The 26285-nt window shown below is 70.0% G+C and carries 23 protein-coding genes and 2 tRNA genes; 11 read left to right on the top strand and 14 right to left on the bottom strand.

Annotated elements, in window-relative coordinates; translation table 11 throughout:
• Window positions 1-64 precede the first annotated feature (64 nt).
• Both ACFYW1_RS07785 and ACFYW1_RS07780 read right to left on the bottom strand, forming a co-directional pair.
• Window positions 65-1516: a DUF2252 domain-containing protein gene (locus tag ACFYW1_RS07785; protein WP_388988617.1), complete on the bottom strand. Its 1452-nt coding sequence runs from the start codon at window positions 1514-1516 to the stop codon at window positions 65-67.
• Between the two features lie 146 nt (window positions 1517-1662).
• Entirely contained in the window at window positions 1663-2790 is a 1128-nt protein-coding gene (locus ACFYW1_RS07780; protein WP_388988614.1) for a hypothetical protein, read from the bottom strand.
• 92 nt (window positions 2791-2882) lie between these two features.
• Between ACFYW1_RS07780 and ACFYW1_RS07775 the strand changes: the two genes are divergently transcribed.
• A complete protein-coding gene (locus tag ACFYW1_RS07775) occupies window positions 2883-3344 on the top strand; it encodes a MarR family winged helix-turn-helix transcriptional regulator (RefSeq protein ID WP_388988611.1) in 462 nt (153 codons plus the stop codon).
• Between the two features lie 123 nt (window positions 3345-3467).
• On the opposite strand, the gene ACFYW1_RS07770 is transcribed toward ACFYW1_RS07775, so the two are convergent.
• Window positions 3468-3550, bottom strand: a tRNA-Leu gene (locus tag ACFYW1_RS07770).
• 315 nt (window positions 3551-3865) lie between these two features.
• Here ACFYW1_RS07770 and ACFYW1_RS07765 point away from each other — a divergent pair.
• The 6 genes from ACFYW1_RS07765 (at window position 3866) to pknB (ending at window position 11938) form a co-directional block, all read left to right on the top strand.
• Complete coding sequence (locus ACFYW1_RS07765) at window positions 3866-4735, top strand: FhaA domain-containing protein (protein WP_388988608.1); 870 nt, start codon at window positions 3866-3868, stop codon at window positions 4733-4735.
• A 10-nt stretch (window positions 4736-4745) separates the two neighbouring features.
• Window positions 4746-5261 (top strand): FHA domain-containing protein, encoded by a 516-nt coding sequence (locus tag ACFYW1_RS07760; protein ID WP_148836929.1) that lies wholly within the window; start codon window positions 4746-4748, stop codon window positions 5259-5261.
• A gap of 129 nt (window positions 5262-5390) precedes the next feature.
• Window positions 5391-6905: a Stp1/IreP family PP2C-type Ser/Thr phosphatase gene (locus ACFYW1_RS07755; protein WP_388988603.1), complete on the top strand. Its 1515-nt coding sequence runs from the start codon at window positions 5391-5393 to the stop codon at window positions 6903-6905.
• A gap of 22 nt (window positions 6906-6927) precedes the next feature.
• Window positions 6928-8337 carry an FtsW/RodA/SpoVE family cell cycle protein gene (locus ACFYW1_RS07750; protein WP_388988600.1) on the top strand — a complete coding sequence of 470 codons (1410 nt, stop codon included), beginning with the start codon at window positions 6928-6930 and terminating at the stop codon, window positions 8335-8337.
• Window positions 8334-9791 (top strand): peptidoglycan D,D-transpeptidase FtsI family protein, encoded by a 1458-nt coding sequence (locus ACFYW1_RS07745; protein ID WP_388988597.1) that lies wholly within the window; start codon window positions 8334-8336, stop codon window positions 9789-9791. Before ACFYW1_RS07750 ends, ACFYW1_RS07745 begins: the two co-directional genes overlap by 4 nt.
• Window positions 9792-9958: 167 nt before the next feature.
• A complete protein-coding gene (gene pknB, locus ACFYW1_RS07740; RefSeq protein WP_388988594.1) occupies window positions 9959-11938 on the top strand; it encodes a Stk1 family PASTA domain-containing Ser/Thr kinase in 1980 nt (659 codons plus the stop codon).
• Between the two features lie 235 nt (window positions 11939-12173).
• On the opposite strand, the gene ACFYW1_RS07735 is transcribed toward pknB, so the two are convergent.
• The 6 genes from ACFYW1_RS07735 to ACFYW1_RS07710 are packed head-to-tail and all read right to left on the bottom strand — an operon-like array spanning window position 12174 to window position 16800.
• A complete protein-coding gene (locus ACFYW1_RS07735) occupies window positions 12174-12902 on the bottom strand; it encodes a class E sortase (protein ID WP_388988591.1) in 729 nt (242 codons plus the stop codon).
• A gap of 27 nt (window positions 12903-12929) precedes the next feature.
• Complete coding sequence (locus ACFYW1_RS07730) at window positions 12930-14420, bottom strand: class E sortase (protein WP_388988588.1); 1491 nt, start codon at window positions 14418-14420, stop codon at window positions 12930-12932.
• Window positions 14417-15055 carry an aminodeoxychorismate/anthranilate synthase component II gene (locus ACFYW1_RS07725; RefSeq protein WP_388988585.1) on the bottom strand — a complete coding sequence of 213 codons (639 nt, stop codon included), beginning with the start codon at window positions 15053-15055 and terminating at the stop codon, window positions 14417-14419. Before ACFYW1_RS07725 ends, ACFYW1_RS07730 begins: the two co-directional genes overlap by 4 nt.
• Window positions 15052-15234 carry a hypothetical protein gene (locus ACFYW1_RS07720; protein WP_148836937.1) on the bottom strand — a complete coding sequence of 61 codons (183 nt, stop codon included), beginning with the start codon at window positions 15232-15234 and terminating at the stop codon, window positions 15052-15054. The genes ACFYW1_RS07725 and ACFYW1_RS07720 overlap by 4 nt, the downstream gene beginning before the upstream one ends.
• A 57-nt stretch (window positions 15235-15291) precedes the next feature.
• A complete protein-coding gene (locus ACFYW1_RS07715) occupies window positions 15292-15987 on the bottom strand; it encodes a class E sortase (protein ID WP_388988582.1) in 696 nt (231 codons plus the stop codon).
• Between the two features lie 45 nt (window positions 15988-16032).
• Window positions 16033-16800: a DUF881 domain-containing protein gene (locus ACFYW1_RS07710; RefSeq protein ID WP_388988579.1), complete on the bottom strand. Its 768-nt coding sequence runs from the start codon at window positions 16798-16800 to the stop codon at window positions 16033-16035.
• A gap of 141 nt (window positions 16801-16941) precedes the next feature.
• Here ACFYW1_RS07710 and crgA point away from each other — a divergent pair, with 141 nt between their 5' ends.
• Window positions 16942-17196 carry a cell division protein CrgA gene (gene crgA, locus ACFYW1_RS07705; RefSeq protein WP_148836940.1) on the top strand — a complete coding sequence of 85 codons (255 nt, stop codon included), beginning with the start codon at window positions 16942-16944 and terminating at the stop codon, window positions 17194-17196.
• A gap of 419 nt (window positions 17197-17615) precedes the next feature.
• Here the strand turns inward: crgA and ACFYW1_RS07700 are convergent, their stop codons facing one another.
• Both ACFYW1_RS07700 and ACFYW1_RS07695 read right to left on the bottom strand, forming a co-directional pair.
• A complete protein-coding gene (locus ACFYW1_RS07700; protein ID WP_388989302.1) occupies window positions 17616-18515 on the bottom strand; it encodes a rhomboid family intramembrane serine protease in 900 nt (299 codons plus the stop codon).
• A 169-nt stretch (window positions 18516-18684) separates the two neighbouring features.
• Window positions 18685-19212, bottom strand: coding sequence for a peptidylprolyl isomerase (locus ACFYW1_RS07695; protein WP_388988576.1), 528 nt, complete (start codon window positions 19210-19212; stop codon window positions 18685-18687).
• Between the two features lie 521 nt (window positions 19213-19733).
• On the opposite strand from ACFYW1_RS07695, the gene ACFYW1_RS07690 reads away from it, so the two are divergent.
• On the top strand, window positions 19734-20444 hold the full coding sequence (locus tag ACFYW1_RS07690) for a DUF5324 family protein (RefSeq protein ID WP_388988573.1): 711 nt from the start codon (window positions 19734-19736) through the stop codon (window positions 20442-20444).
• 200 nt (window positions 20445-20644) lie between these two features.
• On the opposite strand, the gene ACFYW1_RS07685 is transcribed toward ACFYW1_RS07690, so the two are convergent.
• Window positions 20645-20717, bottom strand: a tRNA-Ala gene (locus ACFYW1_RS07685).
• A 170-nt stretch (window positions 20718-20887) separates the two neighbouring features.
• Between ACFYW1_RS07685 and ACFYW1_RS07680 the strand changes: the two genes are divergently transcribed.
• Complete coding sequence (locus ACFYW1_RS07680) at window positions 20888-21436, top strand: DNA-binding protein (RefSeq protein WP_356930038.1); 549 nt, start codon at window positions 20888-20890, stop codon at window positions 21434-21436.
• Window positions 21437-21536: 100 nt separating this feature from the next.
• Window positions 21537-22889, top strand: a complete 1353-nt coding sequence (locus tag ACFYW1_RS07675; RefSeq protein WP_388988570.1) for a serine/threonine protein kinase — start codon at window positions 21537-21539, stop codon at window positions 22887-22889.
• Between the two features lie 148 nt (window positions 22890-23037).
• Here the strand turns inward: ACFYW1_RS07675 and ACFYW1_RS07670 are convergent, their stop codons facing one another.
• Both ACFYW1_RS07670 and ACFYW1_RS07665 read right to left on the bottom strand, forming a co-directional pair.
• Window positions 23038-24384, bottom strand: coding sequence for a hypothetical protein (locus ACFYW1_RS07670; protein WP_388988568.1), 1347 nt, complete (start codon window positions 24382-24384; stop codon window positions 23038-23040).
• Window positions 24384-26261 (bottom strand): VWA domain-containing protein, encoded by a 1878-nt coding sequence (locus ACFYW1_RS07665; RefSeq protein WP_388989299.1) that lies wholly within the window; start codon window positions 26259-26261, stop codon window positions 24384-24386. Before ACFYW1_RS07665 ends, ACFYW1_RS07670 begins: the two co-directional genes overlap by 1 nt.
• Window positions 26262-26285: the final 24 nt, after the last annotated feature.

Here is a 26285-nt window from a genome sequence, read left to right as displayed (position 1 = left end):
GCCGCCCCGCGCCATCGGACGCCCCCGGCACCCCGCAGGGCCGTCGCCGGGTTCCCCGGCCCTCTCAGACACCCAGCTCGGCGGCTATTCGCCCCGACCCGATGGCCCGCACCAGCTCCGTGTGGTCCGCCTCCGTACGGTCCGCGTAGGTCACCGCGAACGCCGCCACGGCCTCGTCCAGCTCCTCGCTCTTTCCGCAGTAACCGGCAATCAGCCGGGGATCCGCGCTGTGCGCGTGGGCACGGGCCAGCAGCGCGCCGGTCATCCGGCCGTAGTCGTCGACCTGATCGGCCGCCAGCGCCGCCGGATCGACGCTGCCCTTGCGGTTCCTGAACTGCCTCACCTGGAACGGGCGGCCGTCCACGCTCGTCCAGCCCAGCAGGATGTCGCTGACGACCTGCATCCGCTTCTGCCCGAGCACCACCCGGCGCCCCTCGTGGGCCACCTCCGGCACTTCGAACCCGACAGTCGGCAGGTAAGGCGCCAGCACGGAGGGCCGTGCCTCCTTCACCTGGAGCACCAGGGGCTCACCGCGGTGGTCGAGCAGCAGCACCACGTACGACCGGGTGCCGACGCTTCCGGTGCCGACCACCCGGAACGCCACGTCGTGGATCGCGTACCGGGCGAGGAGCGGCACACGGTCCTCGGAGACCGTGCCCAAGTAGTCCCCGAGCGCCGCCGCGACCGCCGCTGCCTCCTCGTCCGGCACCCTCCGCAGCACCGGCGGCGCGTCCACGAAGCGGCGTCCGCCGTCCCCCGAGTCCTCGGTCGATCTGGCCGCGAAACGGGCGCTGGTGTTCTTGCGGGCCTTCTCCGAAACCCGCTCCAGGGTCCCGAGGAGGTCCCGGGCGTCCGTGTGCGAGACGAGTTCCTCGTCCGCGATGGCGTTCCAGGCGTCGAGCGCGGGCAGCTTGGCCAGCAGCCGCATCGTCCGCCGGTATGCCCCCACCGTGTCGTACGCCCCCTGCCGACAGGTCTCCTCGTCCGCACCGGCTTCGCGCCCCGCGAGCACCAGCGAGGTGGCGAGCCGCTTGAGGTCCCACTCCCACGGGCCGAACACGGTCTCGTCGAAGTCGTTCAGATCGATGACCAGGCTGCCGCGCGCATCGCCGTACAGCCCGAAATTGGCCGCGTGGGCGTCGCCGCAGAGCTGGGCGCCCACCCCGCTGACCGGAGTGCCCACCAGGTCATGGGCCATCAGCCCGGCCGACCCGCGCAGGAAGGCGAAGGGGGTGGCCGCCATCCGGCCCACCCGGATCGAGGTGAGAGCAGGCACCCTGCCCCTGCTCGACTCCTCCACCGCCCGCACCGCGTCGGGCCGCCCGGCCGGAAGGTCCAGGAAGGCGTGCGAGGCCCTGGGCACCCTCGCCCGCAGCGCCTTGCCCTCCTTCCGCGGCAACCGCGCCGCGCCCCCGCCCGCCCCGGTCGCCCTCCGCGCGAATCCGGGTACGGCCGGAATGCGCGGGCCGCTCTCCGCGCCCCTCTGAACCGGCACGGTCGCTTCGACTTCACCCATGGTGCGCAGCCTCCCCCGCTCCCCCTGCGCTCCCGGCCCTACGCCCTGTCGCAGATCGATTTCGACGAAGGTACCTCCGTGGGCCGAAACCCGTCTGCCCCTGTGGAAAACCTGATCCGCGACCTGTGGACAACAATCCGCCCTGGTCAGACGCCGACGGCTTCCTCCATCTCCTCCTCGGCCTCCGCCCCGGCCCGGGCGGCATTCCTCACGGCGTGCTTCGGCCCGTGCGCCTCCCGGGCGACGACGGATCCGGCCATGACGTCGCCGGACGAGATCGCGGCGGTCTTCCGCCGCTTCGACTCGGCCGCCCCGGCCAGACCCACCAGGACCAGTCCCGCCACGAACCAGAGCGCCAGCACCAGCACGTTCCCGCCGAGTCCGTGCCCGTCGAAGTACACATGGCCGCGCACGCCCTCGACGAAGCCCGCACCGTTCCAGAAGGAGTGCAACGAGGCGAAGAACCCGGACTGCAGCTCGGGCCGGAAGATGCCACCGGAGCTGGTGAAGTTGAGCATCACGAACAGCACCATCAGCCCGAGCGTCGTCCACCGCTTGAGGAACGTGTGCAGTCCGACGCCGATCAGCAAAATGCCCGCCGAGTAGAGCCAGGCCATCGCCCACAGACCGCCGAGCCCGTGGTCGACGAGGCCGAACACCGGCCCCGCGAACATCATCCCGATCACGCTCACCACCAAGGACGCGGCAACGGCCAGCGCGGCCCTGATCCACAGCGCCAGCACGGCACCCGCGCCGCCGATCACCGCGACCGACGCGTACGAGCCGATGCTCACCGCGACCAGCAGGAAGAAGATGCCCTGTCCGGTCGGATCACCGTCCGCCGTGGGCACCGTGTCCGTCACCTTCAACGGCGCGCCCCGGTCCGCCGCGACCTCGGTGAAGACCTTCTCGACCGCTGTGGCGCTGGTGTCGGACGAGGCACTGGCCACCAACAGCTCGGGGTGCTCGCCCGGCAGGTACGCGCCGAAGCTCGCCCGGGCCCTGAGGTGCTCCACCGCCGCCGCGCGGTCGGGGACGGTACGCACGCTCAGCGCCCCGTCCCCCTTGTCCTGCAGCGTCTGTGCGAGCACCTGGGCGCTCGGGCCCGAGCCGACCACGTCCACCCGCAGATCGTGCGGCTCCGGGGCATGGAACGCCCCGAGATAGGCGAGCCCCATACCGATGCACATCAGCAGTGGCGTGACGAAATGGCCCAGCACATGCCGCAGAGCGGCGGCGGTGGACCCGGTGCCGGCACTCGGACCAGCGGACATGCGGACACTCCAATAGTTGGCATTTACAACCTATTACTTGTTGTACTCTACAACTGAATTTCGAGGAACGCGAGCCGGAAGGCGGGCCAGCGATGGGAACCCCCGAGAAGCGCGAAGAGTCGCTGGACGTCATCCAGCGGGAGTTGACCGCCTTCGCGCGCCGGGCGCGGGCCGCCGCGGCCCGCCTCCACCCCGAGCTCCCCCTGGTCTCGTACACGCTGCTGGCACACATCGACGACCGGAACGGATGCCGCGCGACGGACCTGGCCGCCCACTACATGCTGGACAAATCGACGGTCAGCCGACAGGTCGGGACCCTGGAGAAATTGGGACTGATCGAACGCCACCCGGACCCGGACGACCACCGCATCCAGGTACTGCACCCCACCGCGGCCGGAGTCCGGGCCCTCGCCTCGACCCAGGCCAGTCGGCACGCGGCGTACCAGCGGCGCCTGGCCGACTGGACGGAGGACGACCTCGCCCGGTTCGCGGAGTACCTGCTGCGCTACAACTCGGCGGGCGATCCGACCCCGGACACCCCACAAGCCCCGTAAGCCTTGTTAAGCCCCGCTGTCGCCCAACGACCGCCGAATCAGACGTTTCACGTGAAACAGAAACAATGAGGGCCGGGAACGAAGAAGCCCCACAGACCGTTGGCCTGTGGGGCTTCTTACTTGTGCGCGAGGGGGGATTTGAACCCCCACGTCCCTAAGGACACTGGCACCTGAAGCCAGCGCGTCTGCCGTTCCGCCACTCGCGCAAGAGTGGTGTTTCCGGGCTCTCCCACCGTTTGGTGCGATCGCCTGGCGACATCCGGAAGATTAGCACGCTGGACAGGGTGGATTCACATCCGTTGTTTCGCCGGCTGTCAGGAGGGCAACGGGAACGCCGAACGGCCGCCCCCACTCCTCCTGTATGTACCCGGGGTGCGGGACACTGTGAGGAGGCCGCCTCTACGATCCGTGTGAGAGGTGACACTCATCCACAGGGCAGACAAGGGGAACCAGCCGATTTCCCGACGCGTGGATACGATCAGTAAGCAGTACAGGGACGACTACGACGGAGGAGGTGCCCCATGGGAGTCATGAAGCGTTTCGAGCAGCGTCTCGAAGGTCTGGTCAACGGCACCTTCGCCAAGGTCTTCAAGTCCGAGGTCCAGCCGGTCGAGATCGCGGGAGCCCTCCAGCGCGAGTGCGACAACAACGCAACGATCTGGAACCGCGAGCGGACAGTCGTCCCCAATGACTTCATCGTCGAGCTCAGCACTCCCGACTACGAGCGACTCAGCCCGTACTCCGGCCAGTTGGGCGACGAACTCTCCGGCCTGGTCCGCGACTACGCCAAGCAGCAGCGGTACACCTTCATGGGCCCCATCAAGGTCCACCTGGAGAAGGCCGACGACCTCGACACCGGGCTCTACCGGGTGCGCAGCCGCACCCTGGCGTCGAGTTCGTCACAGGACCCCCAGAGCCGGCAGGGAGCGCAGGGCCACCCCGGCCAGCCCCCCCACCCCGGACCGGGACGGTCCCCGCAGCCTCCCGGCGGCGGCTACGGCTACCCGCCCAGCTCCGCCCCGCCCATGCCCTCGGCGCCGCCGCCGGGCGCGGGCAGGCCCAGCGCCGACCGGCACCCGCCGGCCGGTCCCAGCCCCCTGCCCAACGCGCAGGTGCGACGCTGGATCGAGATCAACGGCACCCGCCATCAGATCTCCCGCCCGACGCTGGTGCTGGGACGCAGCACCGACGCCGACGTGCGGATCGACGACCCCGGCGTATCGCGTCGGCACTGTGAGATCCGGACCGGAACGCCCTCGACGATCCAGGATCTCGGGTCTACCAACGGCATCGTGGTAGACGGGCAGCACACCACCCGCGCTACGCTCCGCGACGGCTCGCGGATCGTCGTGGGCAGCACCACCATCGTTTACCGGCAAGCCGAAGGGTGAAGCGGGGGCAATGTCAGAGCTGACCCTGACGGTCATGCGGCTAGGTTTCCTGGCTGTTCTGTGGCTGTTCGTGATCGTGGCCGTCCAGGTCATCCGTAGTGATCTGTTCGGAACGCGCGTCACGCAGCGCGGCTCACGCCGCACCGCGAACGACGCACGACCGCCACAGCAGCGCCAGAACGCCGCGGCACCGCCGCAGCAGCGTCAACAGTCCGGCCGTCAGCGCCGGGGGGCACCCACGAAGCTGGTCGTCTCCGAGGGCAGCCTCACCGGCACCACGGTGGCGCTCCAGGGGCAGACCATCACGCTGGGCCGTGCGCACGATTCAACGATCGTGCTGGACGACGACTACGCGTCCAGCAGGCATGCCAGGATCTACCCCGACCGTGACGGCCAGTGGATCGTCGAGGATCTCGGGTCCACCAACGGCACGTATCTCGACCGGACCCGTCTCACCACCCCGACGCCTGTTCCGCTGGGCGCGCCGATCCGAATCGGCAAGACCGTCATCGAGCTGCGGAAGTAGTACGACAATGAGCGAGCGGAGCGAGCGAGCCGCGGCGGTACGGTCATCGGACCCCGCCCGGTTCCCGACCGGAGGGTGGGCAGTGTGGCTCGAGACCGGCTGTACCCCGAGCCGACGGGAGAGGTGCGCATGAGTCTTTCCCTGCGCTTCGCCGCCGGATCGCACAAAGGCATGATCCGGGAGGGCAACGAGGACTCCGGCTACGCCGGTCCGCGCCTTCTCGCGATTGCCGACGGCATGGGCGGCCAGGCGGCCGGTGAGGTCGCCAGCTCCGAGGTGATCTCCACCCTCGTCCAGCTCGACGACGACGTCCCGGGCTCCGACATCCTGACCTCGCTCGGTACGGCGGTCCAGCGGGCCAACGACCAACTGCGCATGATGGTCGAGGAGGACCCCCAGCTGGAGGGCATGGGCACCACGCTCACCGCCCTGCTCTGGACCGGCCAGCGCCTCGGCCTCGTCCATGTCGGCGACTCCCGCGCGTACCTGCTGCGCGACGGCGTGCTCACCCAGATCACCCAGGACCACACCTGGGTGCAGCGGTTGGTCGACGAGGGCCGGATCACCGAGGAAGAAGCCACCACCCACCCGCAGCGCGCCCTCCTGATGCGTGCCCTGGGCAGCGGCGATCACGTCGAACCCGATCTCTCCATCCGTGAGGTCCGGGTCGGCGACCGCTACCTGATCTGCTCCGACGGGCTCTCCGGCGTCGTCTCCCACCAGACGATGGAGGAGACCCTCGCCAGCTACCAGGGCCCCCAGGAGACCATCCAGGAACTGATCCAACTCGCCCTGCGCGGCGGCGGACCGGACAACATCACCTGCATCGTCGCGGACGTCCTCGACGTCGACAGCAACGACACCCTGGCCGCGCAGCTCAACGACACCCCGGTCATCGTCGGTGCGGTCGCCGAGAACCAGGCCGCGCAGATGACCGCCGCCGAGAGCACGGCCGCCATGCAGACCCCGGCCGGACGCGCGGCCGGCCTCGGCCGCCCCGTCCCGCCGCCCCCCGGAGGGGGCTTCGGCCCGCCCGGAAGCGGTGAGGACGTCGGCTACGGCGGAATGCCGGACGGCTCCTTCGACGCGTACGCCGACGACGACTTCGTGAAGCCCGGCGGCGGCCGCAAGTGGCTCAAGAGGTCCCTCTACACCGTGCTGGCGCTCGCCGTCGTCGGTGGCGGCCTCTACGGCGGCTACCGCTGGACGCAGAACCAGTTCTACGTCGGCGCGAAGAACGACCACGTCGCGCTGTTCCGCGGCATCAGCCAGGAACTGGGCTGGGTCTCGCTCTCGAAGGTGGAGAAGGACCACCCCGAGATCGAACTCAAGTACCTCCCGGCCTACCAGCGCAAGCAGGTCGAGGCGACCATCGCCGAGGGCAACCTCGCCTCCGCCCGCGAGAAGATCGGCGAGCTCTCCCTCCAGGCGTCCGCCTGCAAGAAGAACGCCGAACGCCGCGCCGCCGAGAAGGCAAGATCGGACGAGAGCCAGGCCCCGGGCACGGACTCGGATGCCACCAAGACATCCGGTGGCGCCAAGACGTCCGAAACCGACAAGACCAAGCCGACCAAAACTCCCACTCCTGGTCCCAGCCTCTCGGAGGAAGAGAAAAAGCTGGTCCCGCAGTGCGGTAAGCAGTAAGCCGTAGGGGGCCTTCAGCACCATGAGCGTTGTCACCAACACGACCACGATCGGCGCGATCGACGCGCCGAGCCGCCGCAACACCGAGCTGATGATGATGGGCTTCGCCGTCGCCATCTCGGTCTTCGCCTACGCCAACGTCGGGCTCGCCATCGACGGCAAGCTCCCGTCCGGCATGTTCGGATACGGCGCCGGACTCATCCTGCTCGGCGGCGTCGCCCACCTCGTGGTGCGCAAGTTCGCTCCGTACGCGGACCCGCTGCTGCTGCCGCTGGCAACCCTGCTCAACGGCCTGGGGCTGGTGCTGATCTGGCGGCTGGACCAGTCTCAACGACTGATCCAGCGCGCAGAGTTTCTGTACGGCGAGTACAGCCCCGACGCCCCCAAGCAGCTGCTCTACTCGGCGATCGGCGTCGCCTTCTTCGTCGCCGTGCTGATCATCCTCAAGGACCACCGCATCCTCCAGCGCTACACCTACATCTCGATGGCCGTGGCGCTGATCCTGCTGATCGTGCCGATGTTCTTCCCTGCGGTGAACGGCGCGAAGATCTGGATCAGCCTCGGCCCGTTCACCATCCAGCCGGGAGAGTTCGCCAAGATCCTGATCGCGGTGTTCTTCTCCGGCTATCTCATGGTGAAACGTGACGCCCTGGCGCTGGCCAGCCGCCGTTTCATGGGGATGTACCTGCCGCGCGGCCGCGACCTCGGTCCGATCATCACCATCTGGGCCCTGTCGATCCTGATCCTGGTCTTCGAGACCGACCTCGGCACCTCGCTGCTCTTCTTCGGCCTCTTCGTCGTGATGCTGTACGTCGCCACCGAGCGGACCAGCTGGATCGTCTTCGGTCTGCTGATGTCCGCAGCGGGCGCGGTCGGTGTGGCGTCCTTCGAGTCCCACGTGCAGCAGCGTGTGAACGCCTGGCTCGACCCGTTCTCCAAGGCCACGATGGCGCAGAGCGACCAGATCGCCCAGTCACTGATGTCCTTCGGCGCCGGCGGCACCCTCGGTTCCGGACTGGGCCAGGGCCACTCGGACCTGATCATGTTCGCCGCCAACGCCGACTTCATCCTCTCCACCGTCGCCGAGGAACTGGGCCTGGCCGGGATGATGGCCGTCCTGCTGATCTACGGCCTGATCGTCGAGCGGGGCATCCGTACGGCGCTCGCCGCCCGTGACCCCTTCGGCAAGCTGCTCGCCGTCGGGCTGTCCGGTGCCTTCGCGATCCAGATCTTCGTGGTCGCCGGCGGTGTCATGGGCCTCATCCCGCTCAGTGGCATGACGATGCCGTTCCTCGCGTACGGCGGTTCGTCCGTGCTGGCCAACTGGGCACTGATCGCCATCCTGATCAGGATCAGCGACACCGCACGCCGCCCCGCCCCGGCACCCGCGCCGTCCCCCGATGCCGAGATGACCCAGGTGGTCCGACCGTGAACAAGCCCCTGCGCCGAATCGCGATCTTCTGTGGCGTCCTCATCCTCGCCCTGCTCGTGCGCACCAACTACCTCCAGTACGTCCGCGCCGACGAACTGAACAAGCGGGACGAGAACCGCCGCGTCCGGATCGAGCGCTACGCCCACGAGCGCGGCAACATCATCGTCGACGGCAACCCCGTCACCGGGTCCGTCGAGACCAAGGGCAGCGACTTCAAGTACAAGCGGGTCTGGAAGGACGGCCCCATGTGGGCCCCCGTCACCGGCTACTCCTCGCAGGCCTTCGACGCCTCGCAGCTGGAGAGCCTGGAGGACGGCATCCTCACCGGCAACGACGACCAGCTCTTCTTCGACCGCACCCTCTCGATGTTCACCGGTGACAAGAAGCAGGGCGGCAACGTCGTCACCACGCTGAACGGCGCCGCGCAGAAGGCCGCGTTCAAGAAACTCAACGGCAAGAAGGGCGCCGTCGCCGCCCTCGACCCGCAGACCGGCGCCATCCTGGCCCTGGTGAGCACCCCGTCGTACGACCCCTCGGTCTTCGCGGGCAACTCCGACAAGGACAGCGAGGCCCGGCAGAAGCTCCTGAAGGACAAGGACAAGCCGATGCTCAACCGGGCATTGCGCGAGACCTACCCGCCCGGCTCGACCTTCAAGGTCGTCACCGCCGCCGCGGCGCTGGAGAACGGGCTGTACACCGACATCGACGCGAAGACGAAGTCGCCGCTCCCCTGGCGGCTTCCGCTCTCCACCCAGGACCTCGACAACGAGGGCAACATCCCCTGCGAGGACGCCTCGCTCCGGGAAGCGCTGCGGTGGTCCTGCAACACCGTCTTCGGCAAGATCAGCGACGACCTGGGCAACCAGAAGATGATCGACCAGGCCGACAAGTTCGGCTTCAACGAGGAGATCTACACCCCGGTCCGCGCCGACGCCAGCGTCTACCCCAAGGACAACCGTCCGCAGAACGCCATGGCCGGCATCGGCCAGGCGTCCAACCGCGCCACCCCGCTCCAGATGGCCATGGTCGCCGCCGCGATCGCCAACGACGGCAAGCTGATGCAGCCGTACATGGTCGCCGAGCGCCAGGCTCCCAACCTGGACGCGATCTACACCCACGAGAAGGAGCAGTTCAGCCAGCCCCTCTCCGGTGAGAACGCGCAGAAGCTCCAGCAGATGATGGAGACCGTCGTCCAGAACGGCACCGGCCGCAACGCCCAGATCAACGGCGTCACCGTCGGCGGCAAGACCGGTACCGCCCAGCACGGCCTCAACAACAGCGAGAAGCCGTACGCGTGGTTCATCTCGTACGCCAAGACCGACAACGGCTCCCCGGTCGCCGTCGCCGTCGTCGTCGAGGACGGTCAGGCCAACCGCGATGACATCTCCGGTGGCGGTCTGGCCGCGCCGATCGCCAAGGCCGTGATGGAGGCGGTCATCGACAGCAAGAAGTGATGCCCATCACATCGGGCGGCATACCTGCACATTGGGATACCGGTCGGATATCGAGTCCGGACTTCCGCCCGATCAGGTAGTGCGTGGCCGGTAGCGTATGTGCGAGCAGCACACCGCCGGACCGCACACCGGTGCGGTCGGGACTGACGGAGAGGGCTGGAACAGTTATGGAAGAGCCGCGTCGCCTCGGCGGCCGGTACGAGCTGGGCTCGGTGCTCGGCCGTGGTGGCATGGCCGAGGTCTACCTCGCACACGACACCCGGCTCGGCCGCACCGTAGCCGTGAAGACGCTGCGGGTCGACCTGGCCCGCGATCCGTCCTTCCAGGCCCGGTTCCGCCGTGAGGCCCAGTCCGCCGCCTCGCTCAACCACCCGGCGATCGTCGCCGTCTACGACACCGGCGAGGACTACGTCGACGGGGTCTCCATCCCGTACATCGTCATGGAGTACGTCGACGGGTCGACACTCAGGGAACTCCTGCACTCCGGCCGCAAGTTGCTGCCCGAGCGCACCCTGGAGATGACCGTCGGCATCCTCCAGGCCCTGGAGTACTCGCACCGCGCGGGCATCGTCCACCGGGACATCAAGCCGGCGAACGTCATGCTGACGCGCACCGGTCAGGTCAAGGTCATGGACTTCGGCATCGCCCGCGCCATGGGCGACTCCGGCATGACGATGACCCAGACCGCCGCCGTCATCGGCACCGCCCAGTACCTCTCCCCGGAGCAGGCCAAGGGCGAGCAGGTCGACGCACGCTCCGACCTGTACTCGACCGGCTGCCTGCTCTACGAACTGCTGACGGTCCGGCCGCCCTTCATCGGGGACTCGCCCGTCGCGGTCGCCTACCAGCACGTGCGGGAAGAGCCGCAGAAGCCCAGCAACTTCGACCCCGAGATCACGCCCGAGATGGACGCGATCGTGTTGAAGGCCCTGGTCAAGGACCCCGACTACCGCTACCAGTCGGCCGACGAGATGCGTGCCGACATCGAGGCATGCCTCGACGGCCAGCCGGTCGCCGCCACCGCGACGATGGGTGCGGCCGGTTACGGCGGCTACGACGGTTACGGCAACGACCAGCCCACCACCGCGCTGCACGCCACCGACCCGAACGGCGCGGCCACGTCCATGCTGCCGCCGGTCAACCCGGACGACGGCGGCTACGGCTACGACGACCGGCCCGACCGGCGTCGGCAGAAGAAGAGCAACACCTCGACGATCCTGCTGGTCGTCGCGGGCATCCTGGTGCTGATCGGGGCGATCCTGATCGGCAGGGCGGTGTTCAGCGACACCAAGAGCAGCGGCGAGATCGACGTGCCGAACATGATCGGCACGACCGTGGACCGGGCGCAGAAACTCGCCGACAGCGCCAATGTCACCCTGAAGATCGGCTCGCGCGAGCCCTGCGAGGAGCAGGACAAGGGCAAGATCTGCAGCCAGACCCCGGACCCCGGCGGCACGATGGAGGAGAAGGAGACCATCACGGTCGTCGTCTCCACCGGAGCGCCGAAGATCGAGGTCCCGGACGTCGTCGAGAAGACGGAGGCGACCGCCCGCAAGGACCTGGAGGCCAAGGGCTTCACGGTGACCGTCAAGGCGATCGAGTCCGAGAAGACCGAGGGCACGGTCATCGAGCAGAACCCCCAGGGGAACTCGAAGGCCGAGCGGAACTCCGAGGTCACGATCACGGTGGCCAAGAAGGCCACCCTGGACCTCCCGGACGTCCGTACCCGTACGTACGAGGCGGCCGAGGCCCAGCTCAGGGGCATCGGGTTCACCAACATCTCGCGCACCGACGTCGACTCCGACCAGCCGGCGAACACGGTGATCGAGCAGACCCCGGGGGCCGGCAAGCAGGCCAAGGACGTGCAGATCGTCCTGAAGGTCTCCAAGGGTCCGCAGCAGCCGGAGAAGGCCACGGTGCCCAACCTCCAGGGCAAGACCATCGCGGAAGCGAAGGCCCTGCTGGCCCAGGCAGGACTGCAGCTCGGCCAGATCCAGGGTCCCGGCGACGACAACGCGAGGATCTTCGGCTTCCAGCCCGGCGCGAACCAGCAGGTCGACAAGAACAGCGCGGTCAACGTCCAGACCATGCCGGGCGGTGGGGACGGCAACATCTTCGGCGGGCCGTCCGGCTCGCGGAAGCACTGATACCGACCCGCACCGACCGCCATCGGGCCCCGGTCACCTCACGGTGACCGGGGCCCTTTGCCGTACCCGGCCCCTCTGCTCCCGTCCCGTCCCCGCCCTGCGCCCCGGTCTGTCTCCGGGCCCGCCCGGCCGGTACGCGGCCGCAGTCCCGGCAGCACGCACGAAGGCCCGAAGCCGCACGCCGTGGTTGCGACTTCGGGCCCCTTCTCGGCCAAGCGGTCGATCGGCGGATCGGTCAGCGCAGTTCCGCCGGCTTCGTGCGCTCGTTGTCCACCTTCTCGGTGCGGACCAGTTCGCCCCACACGATGTAGCGGTACTTCGACGTGTAGACCGGCGTGCAGGTCGTCAGCGTGATGTAGCGTCCGGACTTCTTCGCACCCGAGCCCTTCGGCACCGGCTGCAGGACGTCGACGTTGTACTTCGACGTCTCGGGAAGCTCCTTGAAGACCTTGTAGACGTACCAGGTGTCCCTGGTCTCGAAGACGATCGCGTCCCCGGTCCGCAGCTTGTCGATGTTGTGGAACTTGGCACCGTGCCCGTCACGGTGTGCCGCCAGGGTGAAGTTGCCCTTCTCGTCCCACGGGAGGGACGACTTCACCGGCTCGGTGTAGTAGCCCGCGATGCCGTTGTTGAGGTTCTCGGGGTCGGTGCCCTTCTTGACCAGGACCTCGCCGTTCTTCATCGACGGGACGTGCAGGAACCCGATGCCGTCCTTGGTGTCCAGCGCGCCCGGCCCGCCCGCCCAGCGGTCGCGGACGGTTTCGCCCTGCTTGGTGGCCTCGCGGTCGGCGAGGACGTTCGTCCACCAGAGGGAGTAGGCGACGAAGAGCCCCAGCACCAGGCCCGCGGTGATCAGCAGTTCACCGAAGACGCTGACCGCGGCCGCGACGGGGTGGCGGCCCCTGCGCCGGGGAAGGGGCGTGGACTCGTCGACCCGCTCTTCGTCCTCGGTCCTCGCTGTCACCGCACCCGTCCCTGTCGTGATGATGATTCAGCCCACGAGCGCGTCGGGCTTCCCCTTGCTGCGCGGTCGTTCGTCGACCATCTTGCCCCAGACGATCAAACGGTACGTACTCGTGAATTCCGGCGTACAGGTCGTCAGAGTGATGTACCGACCCGGCTTGGTGAAACCGGAACCGGCCGGCACCGGATCGATCACCGAGACGTTGGAGGGCGACGTCTGCGGCAGGATCTTCGCCATCTCGTACGTGTAGTACGCGTCCTGCGTCTCCACCACGATCGGGTCGCCGGGGTCCAGCCGGTTGATGTAGCGGAACGGCTCGCCGTGCGTGTTGCGGTGGCCGGCCAGGGCGAAGTTGCCCTTGTCGGCCGACGGCATCGCGGTGCGGAGCGAGCCCTCGCTGTAGTGGCCGACCATGCCCCGGTCGAGGACCTTCTCCTTGCTGATGCCCTCGGCGATCGGGGCGACCACGTCCAGCTTGGGGATGTGGATGATGGCGAATCCCTGGCCCGCCTCGAACACCCCGGGGTTGCGGTCGCCCTTGGCCCAGTCGTCCTGGATCTTGTGCGTCTCCTTGCCCGCGTACTGGTTCGCGCGCACGTTCGTCCACCACAGCTGGTAGGTGACGAACAGCAGCATCAGCACGCCGAGCGTGATGAACAGTTCACCGGTGAACCGGCTGGCGACCACGGCCGGGCTGTCCTTGGCCGCGCGTGCCGCACGCCGTGCCTCGACCCGCGACATCGGCCTGTCGGACTGCGCCGCGGCCGGCGAGGCCGTCCGCGCCGGTGCGTCGGCGCGGCGACGGCCGCGCCCCTTGGCCGCACGGCGGCGTTCGGCACGGCCTCCCGGGCGCGGTTCCGGGGGCGTGCCCCCGGGGCCCGTCCCGGGCTCCTCAGGGCCCTGCTCGGGGTCCTCGAAGCCCTCCGTGCCCTCCATGTCCTTCGACGGCACCGGGTCCGGGCCGAAGCCCGTCCCGTCGACGACCGGCAGGACGGCCGTCTTGTCGTCGGCCGGAAAAGGGTCCGGCCCGTGGACGGTCCGCAGGGCCGTCGTCCCATCGACGGCCGGGAAGGGGTCCGGGTAGGGGGAGGGGTCGGACCGGGGCGGGGGCACCGGAGCGGGCGCGGACGCCGACGCGGGGCCCTGCTGCCCGTACCAGTCCCGTTCGAACCCCTGGGGGTCGTACCACTCGTTCGGGACGCTCTCCGGGCCGCCCCGCGCCTCCCGTGCCGCCGGTGACGGCCCGGGCGGCTGTGACCCGGAGCCCGCCCCCGCCGCGGGCCACTGCTGCGGGGCCGGATTCCGGTGCCGTCCCCGTCCCTCCTCCGGTGCCGCGGCCTCCTCGGGACGGATGTTGTCCGCCCTGAACCACGGCGAGGCATGCTGTCCGGGCAACGGATCGCTCAGCGGATCCGCCAACCGGTCGACCGCCGCCTCGAACACGCCCGCGGCCTCGTACGTTCCCTGCTCGTACGGGCCGTCCTGTCCTGCTTCGTGTTCGGGGCGGAGGGGGGTCACGCGACGGCCTTGCCCACCACCGGCGCGAGCCCCGCCGACCTCGCGACGGCTCCGGTGTCACCGCACTGCACCAGCCAGTTGGCCAGCATCAGGTGCCCGTACTCGGTCAGCACCGACTCCGGGTGGAACTGCACGCCCTCCACCGCCAGTTCGCGGTGGCGCAGCCCCATGATGATGCCGTCGGCCGTACGCGCCGTCACTTCCAGCTCCGGCGGTACGGTGCCGGGTTCGGCGGCGAGCGAGTGGTAGCGGGTCGCGGTGAAGGGGGAGGGCAGGCCGGCGAAGACCCCCACGCCCTCGTGCGTCACCGGCGAGGTCTTGCCGTGCAGCAGCTCCGGGGCGCGGTCCACCACGCCGCCGTACGCCACCGCCATCGACTGCATCCCCAGGCAGACCCCGAAGACCGGAACGCCCGTCGCCGCGCAGTGGCGGACCATCTCGATGCAGACGCCCGCCTGCTCCGGGGCACCGGGGCCGGGCGACAGCAGGACGCCGTCGAAGCCGTCCTGGGCGTGCGCCGTCGTCACCTCGTCGTTGCGCAGCACCTCGCACTCGGCACCGAGTTGGTAGAGGTACTGGACGAGGTTGAAGACGAAGCTGTCGTAGTTGTCCACCACGAGGATGCGGGCGCTCACTGGCCGCCCTCCGTCCCTGTCGAGCCGTCGACTGTCACGTCACCGAACGGGAGCAGGGGTTCCGCCCATGGGAAGACGTACTGGAAGAGCACGTAGACGACCCCCAGCACCAGTACGAGCGAGATGAGAGCGCGCACCCACGTGTTGCCCGGCAGATGCCGCCAGATCCAGCCATACATTCGGTCCCCTCCATTCGGTACGGGAACCAGACTAAAGGGCCGCGGCACGAGCGGGGGTCAGCTGTGGAAAGCCGCCGGTCTGCCTTCCGCGACGGGCTGGGTGGCGTCGAGGTGCGCCCAGGCGATGAGCCGGTGGCTGCTGCCCCACTCGGGTTCGCAGGTGGTCAGGGTCAGATAGCGGCCGGGCCCGTCGAAGCCGGATCCGCGGGGGACCGGGTCGATGACCCCGGTGTCGCTCGGCACGGTCCGGTGCGGCGGTTTCTCGATCCGGTACGTGAACCACGTCGTCCCGTCCGTCAGCAGGACCGCATCGCCCCGGCGCAGCTTCGGGAAGTCCTTGAACGGGTCACCGTACGTGCGGCGGTGCCCGGCCACCGCGAAGTTGCCCGTCTCTCCCGGGCGGGCGGTGCCCCGGTAGTGGCCGAGACCTTTCTGCAGGGTCCTGACCTCGGTGTTCTCCAGGACGGGCCATTCCCATCCCTTGCCGAAGCGCGGTATGTACAGCATCGCGAACGGCTTGCCGTCCCGGTACGCGGCGGGGGCGGGGGGCCGCGACGGCTCCGGGGAGGGCAGCGCGCCGGGCACGGCGGCCGTCCGCGCCCACTGGCCGCGCAGGGCGTCGAGCTCCTCCCCGGTCGCGTCCGCGGCCTTCACCCCGGTCCAGAACAGCACGTACACCACGAAGAGCACGATGAGTGCGCCGACGGTGATGCAGAGTTCGCTGAACGTCCTGACGACCAGTCGCACCGGCACCGGGTCGGCCTCCCCAGCTGCTCGCTCCCTCACGGGAGCTGCCCGCTACTTCATGGGCTCCGCGTAGTGGAGGTCCACTGTGCCCGAGTAGCCGGGAAGAGTCACCGCATCGTGCTCGTCCACTTTCCAGCCGAGCCCGTACGCCTTGACGTACAGCAGGTAGTTGCTGATCGCCGGGGAGTTGTTGAGCGCCTGCTTGAGGCTGCCCGGGTCGCCGATCGCGGTGATCTTGTACGGCGGGGAGTAGACCCGGCCCTGGAGGATCAGGGTGTTGCCGACGCAGCGCACCGCGCTCGTGGAGATCAGCCGCTGGTCCATGACCTGGATGCCCTTGGCACCGCCCTGCCAGAGTGCGTTGACGACCGCCTGCAGGTCCTGCTGGTGGATGACCAGGTCATTGGGCTGCGGGTCGGGGTAGCCGGGGCCGGCGGTGGCGTCGGGCGGGGCGTCGTCGAGGGTGACCGACACCGACCGGCCGGTGAGCTTCGTGGTGCCCGCGGTCCGTTCGAGCTCCTTGAGCCGGGCGTCCTCCGCCTCGGTGCTGCCGTCGTCGCGCCGGGCCAGGGCGTCGATGTCCTCGCGCGCGGACGCGGTGGTCTCGTCCAGCCGGGCGTTCTTCTCGCTGCGCTGCTGGATGAGGTCGGAGAGCTTGAGCAACGAGGAGTCGGTCCGGATGTTGGTGCCCTTGGCCGTGTTGGCGCTGGTGACGAAGATCAGCCCGGCCAGGGCGAAGACGCCGGCGGTGAGCACTCTGGCCGGGTGCCGGAAGGTGCGCCGGACCGGCCCTTGGGGAGAGTCGGCAGAATTGCTCAACGTACCCTTATCTCCTTAGGCGCCACGGAAGCACTACGCTAACGGACGCCCGGGGGAGGCAGCAGTCCCCCTCGCGCCAGCCCCGGCTGCCAGTCACAGTTCCCTGCGCGGTCACGCAGCGCATCGACAGGAGAGTTCCTCGTGCCGAAGTCACGTATCCGCAAGAAGGCCGACTTCACGCCCCCTCCGGCGAAGCAGGCAACCAACATAAAGCTGACCAGCCGCAGCTGGGTCGCGCCCGTGATGCTGGCGCTCTTCCTGATCGGCCTGGCCTGGATCGTCGTCTTCTACGTGACCGATGGCGACCTGCCCATCGACTCGCTGGGCAACTGGAACATCGTCGTCGGCTTCGGCTTCATCGCCGGTGGCTTCGGCGTCTCCACGCAGTGGAAGTAGTGCCGTCCCGCGTCTGACCGCACGGCGGGGCCCGCTCCCGCAACCCTTGCCCCGAGTTACCCACAGCGTTATCCACAGGCAGGGGAAAAGGTCAGACGATCTGTGGATAACCTTCCGGCCATTGACGCCGATGTGACTGCAGTCTCTCCCTCCTGAGGAGAGAACGCCCCTTGTCCCTGCTGGAAAAACCCAGCTCAGCGACAAGGGGCACAGTTGTTCCCACAGAGTGCACAAGATCCGACACCCGCTGTGGACAACTCTCGCCACAGACGATCACAACTGGTCCAATCCGGACGGCTGCGAACCTGAATCGGGCAGCCGCTGTCCTCGGCCCACGCGATTCCGCCTGCGCGACTTTGCCCACGCGCCTTTGCCCGCACAGTTGCCGGGCCCGGGCGTGGCTCCTGCGCGACGGCCGCTCAGGTCAGCGCGGCCGTTCTGGCGACGACCACGAGGACCACGGCCGCCAGGACGAGGGCACAGGTGCCGTACTGCACCAGATCGCGCCGCTCGCGGGGGGCGTGCACCATGCCGATCGCGATCAGCGTGCCCGCGATCAGGCCGCCGACATGCGCCTGCCAGGCGATTCCGCCCCAGGGGTTGAACGTGATGACCAGGTTCACCGCGAGGAGCACGAGGACCGGGCGCATGTCGTAGTTGAGCCGGCGCATCAGCACGGCGGTGGCACCCAGCAGACCGAAGATCGCGCCGGAGGCACCGAGCGAGCCCTGCACGGGCGCGGAGAGCCAGTAGGTGAGGGCACCGCCCGCCAGCCCGGAGATCAGATAGAGCGCGAGGTAGCGGGCGCGGCCGAGCGCCGCTTCCAGCGGACCGCCGAGCCACCACAGACCCAGCATGTTGAACACGATGTGCCACATCTCCTGATGCAGGAACATCGAGGTCACCAGCCGGTACCACTGGCCCTCGGCCACGCCCTCCAGGGGGCCGCCGAAATGGGTCGTGGCCCGGCCGAGCAGCATCAGCTCCTCGACCAGCGCGTCGCCCTTCGCCAGCACCGCGAGGTACACGGCGACGTTGAGCCCGAGGAGAACCTTGGTGACGAGGCGGGGATCGGCCGTGATGCTGCCGCCCGCGACGGTGCGCGGCCGGTCGGCGGCCGGGCCGTGCCCCGTGCCCGCCCCCTGGCGGACGCAGTCCGGGCACTGGAAGCCGACCGCGGCGTCGACCATGCACTCGGGGCAGATCGGGCGCTCGCACCGGGTGCAGCGGACGTTCGCCTCGCGGCCGGGGTGGCGGTAACAGCCGAGCGCGCCCTCCGGGGCGGACGGGTCCGGGCCCCCCGGCGGCTGCTGGTCCATCGGTCCCATCGCTTCCCGGTCCCTTCGGTCCTCTGCGCGGCAGCACGCACGACGCCGCCCTGCTCGTCCCGGTACGTGACAAGTACCGCTCTGCAACAAGTACGGACGAGCAGGGCGTTTGGTTCCCGAAAGGATGATCAGAGCGTGATCATCCGATGGCCCGTGGTGATCAGCGGGTCTCGATGACCACCGACTCGATCACGACGTCTTCCACCGGACGGTCCGTGCGGGGGTTGGTCCGAGTGGCGGCGATGGCGTCCACGACCTTCTTGCTCGCGTCGTTGCTGACCTCGCCGAAGATGGTGTGCTTGCCGGTCAGCCAGGCGGTCGGCGCCACGGTCACGAAGAACTGCGAGCCGTTGGTGCCCGGACCGGCGTTGGCCATGGCCAGCAGGTACGGCTTGGTGAAGGCGAGGTCGGGGTGGAACTCGTCGGCGAACTCGTACCCCGGGCCGCCGGTGCCGTTGCCCAGCGGGTCGCCGCCCTGGATCATGAAGCCGCCGATGACGCGGTGGAAGACGGTGCCGTCGTACAGCTTGTCCGTCGACTTCTTGCCGGTCTCGGGGTGCGTCCACTCCCGCTCGCCCTTGGCGAGCTCGACGAAGTTCTTGACCGTCTTGGGCGCATGGTTCGGCAGCAGCTCGATCTCGATGTCGCCCTGGTTGGTCTTCAAGGTGGCGTAAAGCTTCTCGGCCACGATCTGCCTTCCGTAAGTCTTCGGTGACGTGCAAGCCGTCGGTGACGTCCGGGGCATCCGTGCCGTTCACCGCAGGGCCCCGACGTCCACCGTTCACCGCCCGGTCCTCGGTGACGTTCCGATCCTCGCACGGACCACCCACCCCGTCGCCCGACCGCCGCCGACGGGGTGCCGCGCTCACCTCCCTGCCCGATTCCGCGCCCCGTACGGAGTCACGGGCACGGCCGGGCCCCTCCACTCCGTCGCGGCATCGCCACACCACCCGGACCGCTTCCCCGGCACCTCCCCTGCCGCGACGAATGCGGCCAAGTGCGTGACGAAGCGGCGCGGACCGGATCGAACCATGGCATTGTCGGCAAAGACTCCCCTTGCACCGCCTGGTCCGGAGGCATCCCCCCGCGACCTGGATATCCCGGATGCCCCGGATGCCCGCCCCGCATGCCGTACCGGAATCCGGCAGGCATGATCTCGGAATGGGTGGAAAGGCGGAGTACCCACCCGCCACCAAGGAGGAGGATCCCGTGACCCGCATCGACAGCGTGCGCGCCGCAACCGACTCGGCGAAGGACAGCGTGCAGCACGCCGCGGAAGTGGTGGCGCCCTACGCCGGAACGGCCAAGGACCAGGCCGCACACCTCGCGCACGAGGCCCGCACCCGGCTCGCGCCGAAGGTGTCCAAGGCGGCTCAGCAGGCCCGTGTCCAGTACGACGCCCATCTCGCCCCCCGTATCGAGATGGCCCTCACCCACGTGCCGCCCAAGGTCGACGAGGTCGGCCGGCGCGCGGCCCTGCACACCCGCCGGGCCGCCCGCAGCGCCGCGGACTACACCGTGCCGCGCGTCGAGCACGCGATGGCCGTCGCCCAGCCCATGGCCGAGGAGGCGACGGCCCGCAGCGCCGCCGCGCTGGCGGCACTGCGCGGACAGGTCACCGCGCAGGAGATCCGGAAGCTGGCCAGGAAGCACGAGCGGCGGGCGCGGGCCGGGCGGCTCTTCAAGGGCTTCGTCGTGGTCGGCATCGTGGCGGGCGCCGCCTACACCGCCTGGCGGTGGTGGGACAAGCAGGCCAACCCCGACTGGCTGGTCGAACCGCCCGCCCCCACGGAGGTCTCCGACCGGCCGCCGCTGTCCTCGGTCGACGGCAGCGGCCCGGGCCCGTTCGGCCCCGACGCCCGTACCGAACAGGACGAGGACGAGGGCAACGGGACCGGCGGCCCGGACGAGCGCCGCTGATCCGCCCCCATCCCGCCGAAGCCGTACCCATGGAGGCCGCGCCCCCGAAACCGGCCCCATGGAAGCCGTGCCCGCCGAAGCCGTGTCCCCATGGAAGCCGTGTCCACAGGACCCCGGCTTCCTGTGGGCACGGCTTCGCCCCTTCGACGCACGAAACCCCCTCCCCCCGTGTTTCCACGGAGGGAGGGGGTTTCGACAAGTGGAGCCTAGGAGATTCGAACTCCTGACATCTGCCTTGCAAAGGCAGCGCTCTACCAACTGAGCTAAGGCCCCGAAAACGGACAGCACCGGACGCTCCGGTGTCTCGGTCACCGCCGCAGACCCACAGTACCGGGTACCCCCCGCATTCCTGCAAAAGGATAGGGACTCCCGGTCGGCGACCACTCTCCGTAAGATGCTCGACGAGGTTCGCAGCAGCGAAGCCGCAGCGAAGGGGAGACGCCATGGACGCAGCGCAGCAAGAGGCCACCGCAAGGGCCAGGGAACTTCAGCGCAGTTGGTACGGGGAGCCCCTCGGCGCCCTCTTCCGCCGTCTGATAGACGACCTCGGTCTGAACCAGGCCCGGCTCGCCGCCGTCCTCGGGCTGTCCGCCCCCATGCTCTCCCAGCTGATGAGCGGCCAGCGGGCGAAGATCGGCAACCCCGCGGTCGTCCAGCGCGTCCAGGCGCTCCAGGAGCTGGCCGGCCAGGTCGCGGACGGCAGCGTCAGCGCGGGCGAGGCCACCGACCGCATGGAGGAGATCAAGAAGTCCCAGGGCGGCTCCGTCCTCACCGGCACGAGCCAGACCTCCCACACCGGCGGCGCCCCCACCGTCCGGCGCGTGGTCCGCGAGATCCAGTCGCTGCTGCGGTCGGTCGCGGCGGCCGGCGACATCATCGACGCCGCCGACTCCCTCGCCCCGACCCATCCCGAACTGGCAGAGTTCCTCAGGGTGTACGGCGCGGGACGCACCGCGGACGCGGTGGCGCACTACGAGGGGCACCAGAGCTAGGACCGTCCGCCCGGATCGGGCCGGACACTGCCTCCGAAGAACCGGTCGTGGAACCGGACGTCGTGGGACCGAAACGGGAACTGGGAGCGGGCACAGCGCAATGGGTGAGGTCTTCGCCGGTCGGTACGAACTGATCGATCCGATCGGACGTGGTGGGGTCGGCGCCGTCTGGCGTGCCTGGGACCACCGGCGCCGCCGTTACGTGGCGGCCAAGGTCCTCCAGCAGAGCGACGCGCACACGCTGCTGCGCTTCGTGCGCGAACAGGCGCTGCGGATCGAGCACCCGCACGTGCTCGCCCCGGCCAGCTGGGCCGCCGACGACGACAAGGTCCTGTTCACCATGGACCTGGTGAGCGGCGGTTCGCTGGCCCATGTCATCGGCGACTACGGGCCGTTGCCTCCCCGTTTCGTCTGCACCCTCCTCGACCAGCTGCTGTCGGGGCTGTCCACGGTGCACGCGGAGGGCGTCGTGCACCGGGACATCAAACCGGCCAACATCCTTATGGAGGCGACCGGTACCGGCCGCCCGCATCTACGGCTGTCCGACTTCGGCATCTCCATGCGCAAGGGCGAGCCCCGGCTCACCGAGACCAACTACGTGGTGGGGACGCCCGGTTACTTCGCCCCCGAACAGATGATGGGCGCGGAGCCCGACTTCCCCGCGGACCTGTTCGCGGTCGGGCTCGTCGCGCTGTACCTGCTCCAGGGGAAGAAGCCCGACGCCCAGGCGCTCGTCGAGCACTTCGCCGCGCACGGCACCCCGGGGGCCCCGGAAGGGATTCCCGAACCGCTGTGGCAGGTCCTGGCGGGGCTGTTGCAGCCGGACCCGCAGGCCCGCTTCCGTACCGCCACGGGCGCGCGCAAGGCGCTGACGGCCGCGGTCGAGATGCTGCCCGAGCCCGACCCCGACGACGAGCCCGTCGAGGTCTTCGACCAAATCGGGCCGCTGCCCGAGGGGTTCGGCCCGTCCGGACCGGTCACCGCCCCCGCGCAGGGGCAGCAGGGCACGCAGGACGGCCGGTCCGCCCAGCAGGGGCCGGTGAGCGGGCAGTCCTACGCCCAGCCCCCGGTCTCGATGTCGGAGACGGGCAGCTTCCACCTCCCGCCGCCCCCGCAGCAGCTCACCCCACCGCCCCAGCAGGCCCAGCAGCCTCAACAGGCCCAGCAGGCCCAGCAGGCGCACCCGGCTCCCCCCTACGCCTCAGCCGCGTCGGAGTTCTCCCAGGCCCCCACGTCCGCCGTGCGTCCCGACCCGGTGGCCACCCGGGCGTACACCGCCGGGCAGCCGCAGGTCCCCGCGCCCGGCGCCGCCCCGCACTCCGCGGTGCCCGCCCCCGCACCCGCGCCCGTCCCGCAGAAGCGGCCGGGACCGCCCCCGAAGGTGGCGGTCCCGATCCTGGTGGTGGCGTTGATCTGCTTCGCGGTGGGCATCTGGGCGCTGACCCAGAGCTAGGGCCTCTCGTTCGGATCATGCCGGGCTCGCGCGCCCCGGCACGCACGCTGATCCGGCCTGATCCAGACGAAAGACCCTGGGGCCTCGCGTACGACTCGGGCCGTCCTTCCCCGGTGGGGGCAGGACGGCCCGAGTCGTACGCGACCGGCTACCAGCTCTGCGGCGGCCCCCCGTACGGCGACTGCCCGTTCCCGGCCGGGCCGGCCGGGGCAATGGCCGCGCGGCGACGTGCCAGCAGCGTCCACACGCCGAGCCCGAGCACCAGCACCGCACCTGTACCGATCCCGACCGCGCCGATCAGCTTCATCCGGTCGCTGCCGGCGGCCTGGGAGGTGCTCTTGCCGTCCCGCGCCATGTCCCTGTCGTCCTGCGTGACCGAGAAGGGACCGGCGTCCCCGGTGTACGGCGAGGCCCCGGCCTTCCCCTCGACCTTGATCCTGAGGGTCAGCGGAATCGCCTTGTCGCCGTACGCCTTCGCGACCTTCGGGTTGAGCGTCACCGAGAGGTAGTACCAGCCTGCGAACCGCATGGCGCTGACACTCCCGTCGGAGTCGTAGCGGTTCTCGTACGCCACCGGGGGCAGCGGGTCCAGCGACACGGACGCGGGCTTCCCGGAGTACGACAGCGGCGACGCGGAGTCCACGTGGCCGTGCGCCGGATTGTCCAGGGACATCGCGAGCGCGCTGCTGACGTACTCGTCCGAGGCGTTGTTGTTGCTCAGGTCGGCGGTGGCGAAGACCTGCTGCCCCCAGTCCACCGGAATCCGGTAGAAGAGGGTCTGACCGGGCCGGATGCCGTCCTTCTCCTGCCACTCACCGGTGTCCAGGCCGGTCGCGTCGTAGTAGCTGGTGCCGCCCGACCGTTTCTGCGGGGCGGCGGTGGGCGGCACGGGGGAGGCCGACGGCCAGTCGTCCGGCGCGTCGGTCGGCATCGAACCGGCCGACTTCAACTGCGGCTCCGACGTGTGACGCAGCTCCAGCTCCCACGCGTCGGGGGTCGACGTCGCCTTGCTCTCCCGCTCGATCAGGACGTTGTACGTCCCGGCCTCCTGGCAGGTGCTGCTGTCCTTCTCCATGAGCCGGTGGGCGTACGCCGCGATCGGACGGGGAAACTCCGCCGACTCGAACCGCGCGTCCTCCGAACTGCACTGCAGGTCCGCGCTGTCCCGGATGCTGACCGTGATGCCGTCCCCGTAGGCGACCTGGCCACCGCCCTTGGGCACCGCGACCGCCGAGACGTAGGCGTTCGTCTTGGCGTCGAGGTTCAGGCGGTAGTAGAGCTTCTCGCCGGGCTTGATCGAACTCCGGTACACCGATCCGGCCGTCAGCGCCGGGGCCTCGGTGCTGACCTCCGCACCGTCGATCTTCTCCGCCCCGGGATCGAAGGCGTACGCGCCGGCCTCCCCGGCCGCGTACGCCTGCCCCGGCAGCGCCACCGCCGCGCACATCGCCGCGACCGCGGCCAGCGCCACCCGGCCCCTGTTGCGCTGCCTCATCACGCGCTTCCCCTCGTCGTCCGTGCGGCCCGTCCGCGACGCCCGCGCACGAACACGAACCCCACGGCCACCACCACCGCGGCGCCCGCCCCGACAGCGGCCGCAATGCCGGTCCATCCTGCCCCGCCCGTACCGCCGCTGTCTCCGGCCCCGGTCGAATTGCTCTCCTTGTCCGGCTTCTTGGCCGCGACGGGTGCGCCGTGCTCGGGGCCGGCCAGCTCGTCACCGGGCACCGACACCCGCAGCACCAGCCCGATCTGCGGATTCTCCGCGATCTCCGCGGCCTGCGACCCCAGCGTCACCGAGATGTAGAAGTCGCCCCCCACGTGCACGGGACGGACCGCGGAGGAGTACTCGTAGCGATTGGTCCAGGCGACCGGCACACCTCCCATCCGGATCACCGCGGGGCGCCCGCTGTACAGCGTCGTCGGGCTGAACTCGCCGCCCCCGGGTACCGGGAACCGGGCGGGCGTGAACAACTGGCTCGCCCCGTACGAGTACGTGGTGGCCATCCGCCCCACCGTGGGCTCGTTCGCGAACTCCACGTCGTAGCGCACCTGCTGGCCCCAGCCGACCGGGACCTTGTACCAGAGGGTCTGCGCCGGAAGGATGCGGTCGCGCCACACGCCGCGGCCGATCCTCCTCGCGTCGTTGAAGCCGGTGCCGCCCCGCACGTCCCGGGGCTCCCCCGTGGGCAGCACGGCGTCCTCGCCGCCCTTTCCGTACTCCGGCCGCGACTGGGCGGGGACGGCCCCCTTCCGCAGCGGCGCCTCCACCCCGTGGACGATTTCGAGCGGCCAGCGCGCGGCGTCCGGGTTGTTCCTGGTCTCCCGCTCGACCTTCAGCCAGTACCGGCCGGCCCGGTCGCAGGTTCCCCCTCCCTTCTCCGAAGGGATACGGGCCACCGCCGAGGTCAACGGGGTCGCGCCCTCGTCCGGCTGCGGGAAGTGCGCGCTCTCCGACTGGCAGAAGCCGTCGGCGTCGTGCACGACGGTGGTGCGCAGCACGTCGAACATGTCGACGGCCGTTCCGGGCTGCGGCACCGCCGTCGCCGAGAAGTCCGCCGTCGAGACGGCATCCAACTCGGCGGCGTAGTACCGCGTCTCGCCCGGCCCGATGGTGTCCAGGTACTGCCCGGGGGCGAGGACGGGCGCCTTCTCCCGGGTCGCCGTCCCACCGATCCGCTCGCCCCGCAACCGGTAGCCGTCCGCGGAGAGTTGCGCCGCCCGTTGCAGCTGCCGGGCCAGGGCGGCCGCGTCCGGGGCGTCGTAGTAGCGGCCGTTGCCCGCGGCCGCGACGCATTCGAGCTGTTCGCGGGCGGCGCCCCTCACCTGGAAGCCCACCGTGTCGATCCGCAGCCCGGCCCCCTCCTTGCCGAGCCGCTCGGCGACCTCGCAGGGCTCCGGCGCACCGCAGTTGTCCTCGCCGTCGGAGACCAGCAGGATCGTGCGGGTGCCGGCGGCCCCGCCCGAGGGCTCCGGAAGGTCCTCGGCGGCCTTCCGCAGCGACAGGCCGATGGGGGTGTCCCCCTTGGGCCGCACGGCCGCCACGGCCCGCTTCACGGCCGCCCGGTCGAGTGCGCGCACCGGCCGCACGAGCCTGGTGTCCGTGCAGCCGCGGGCCCGGTCGGCGCCGTACACCCGCAGCCCGGTCGGATATCCGTCGGGGAGGCCGTCGACGACGGCGCCGACGGCCCTGCGGGCGCTCTCCATCCGGGTGCGCCCGGTGCCGTCGTCGTCCGCCATGGAGCCGGACGAGTCGAGGACCATGACCAGGCTGCCGGACGGGCCGTCGGCCCCGGACGGCGTCGGAGCCGCGAACGCGCCGCCCGAGGAGGCGGCCGCGGCCGGCGGCGCCCCGGCCCCCAGGGCGAGCAGCACCGCCCCGGCCCACACCCCCGC

Source organism: Streptomyces sp. NPDC002669 (assembly GCF_042889165.1).
Classification (GTDB): Bacteria; Actinomycetota; Actinomycetes; order Streptomycetales; family Streptomycetaceae; genus Streptomyces.
The sequence above is the reverse complement of the archived record's forward strand: the minus strand, read 5'-3'. Positions and strand labels throughout refer to the sequence as shown.

Bases quoted from the DNA above. Each gene is read 5' to 3' on its own strand.
- ACFYW1_RS07785 (WP_388988617.1), bottom strand. From the start codon at position 1,516: ATGGGTGAAGTCGAAGCGACCGTGCCGGTTCAGAGGGGCGCGGAGAGC.
- ACFYW1_RS07780 (WP_388988614.1), bottom strand. From the start codon at position 2,790: ATGTCCGCTGGTCCGAGTGCCGGCACCGGGTCCACCGCCGCCGCTCTG.
- ACFYW1_RS07775 (WP_388988611.1), top strand. From the start codon at position 2,883: ATGGGAACCCCCGAGAAGCGCGAAGAGTCGCTGGACGTCATCCAGCGG.
- ACFYW1_RS07765 (WP_388988608.1), top strand. From the start codon at position 3,866: ATGGGAGTCATGAAGCGTTTCGAGCAGCGTCTCGAAGGTCTGGTCAAC.
- ACFYW1_RS07760 (WP_148836929.1), top strand. From the start codon at position 4,746: ATGTCAGAGCTGACCCTGACGGTCATGCGGCTAGGTTTCCTGGCTGTT.
- ACFYW1_RS07755 (WP_388988603.1), top strand. From the start codon at position 5,391: ATGAGTCTTTCCCTGCGCTTCGCCGCCGGATCGCACAAAGGCATGATC.
- ACFYW1_RS07750 (WP_388988600.1), top strand. From the start codon at position 6,928: ATGAGCGTTGTCACCAACACGACCACGATCGGCGCGATCGACGCGCCG.
- pknB (WP_388988594.1), top strand. From the start codon at position 9,959: ATGGAAGAGCCGCGTCGCCTCGGCGGCCGGTACGAGCTGGGCTCGGTG.
- ACFYW1_RS07720 (WP_148836937.1), bottom strand. From the start codon at position 15,234: ATGTATGGCTGGATCTGGCGGCATCTGCCGGGCAACACGTGGGTGCGC.
- ACFYW1_RS07700 (WP_388989302.1), bottom strand. From the start codon at position 18,515: ATGGACCAGCAGCCGCCGGGGGGCCCGGACCCGTCCGCCCCGGAGGGC.
- ACFYW1_RS07680 (WP_356930038.1), top strand. From the start codon at position 20,888: ATGGACGCAGCGCAGCAAGAGGCCACCGCAAGGGCCAGGGAACTTCAG.
- ACFYW1_RS07675 (WP_388988570.1), top strand. From the start codon at position 21,537: ATGGGTGAGGTCTTCGCCGGTCGGTACGAACTGATCGATCCGATCGGA.
- ACFYW1_RS07670 (WP_388988568.1), bottom strand. From the start codon at position 24,384: ATGAGGCAGCGCAACAGGGGCCGGGTGGCGCTGGCCGCGGTCGCGGCG.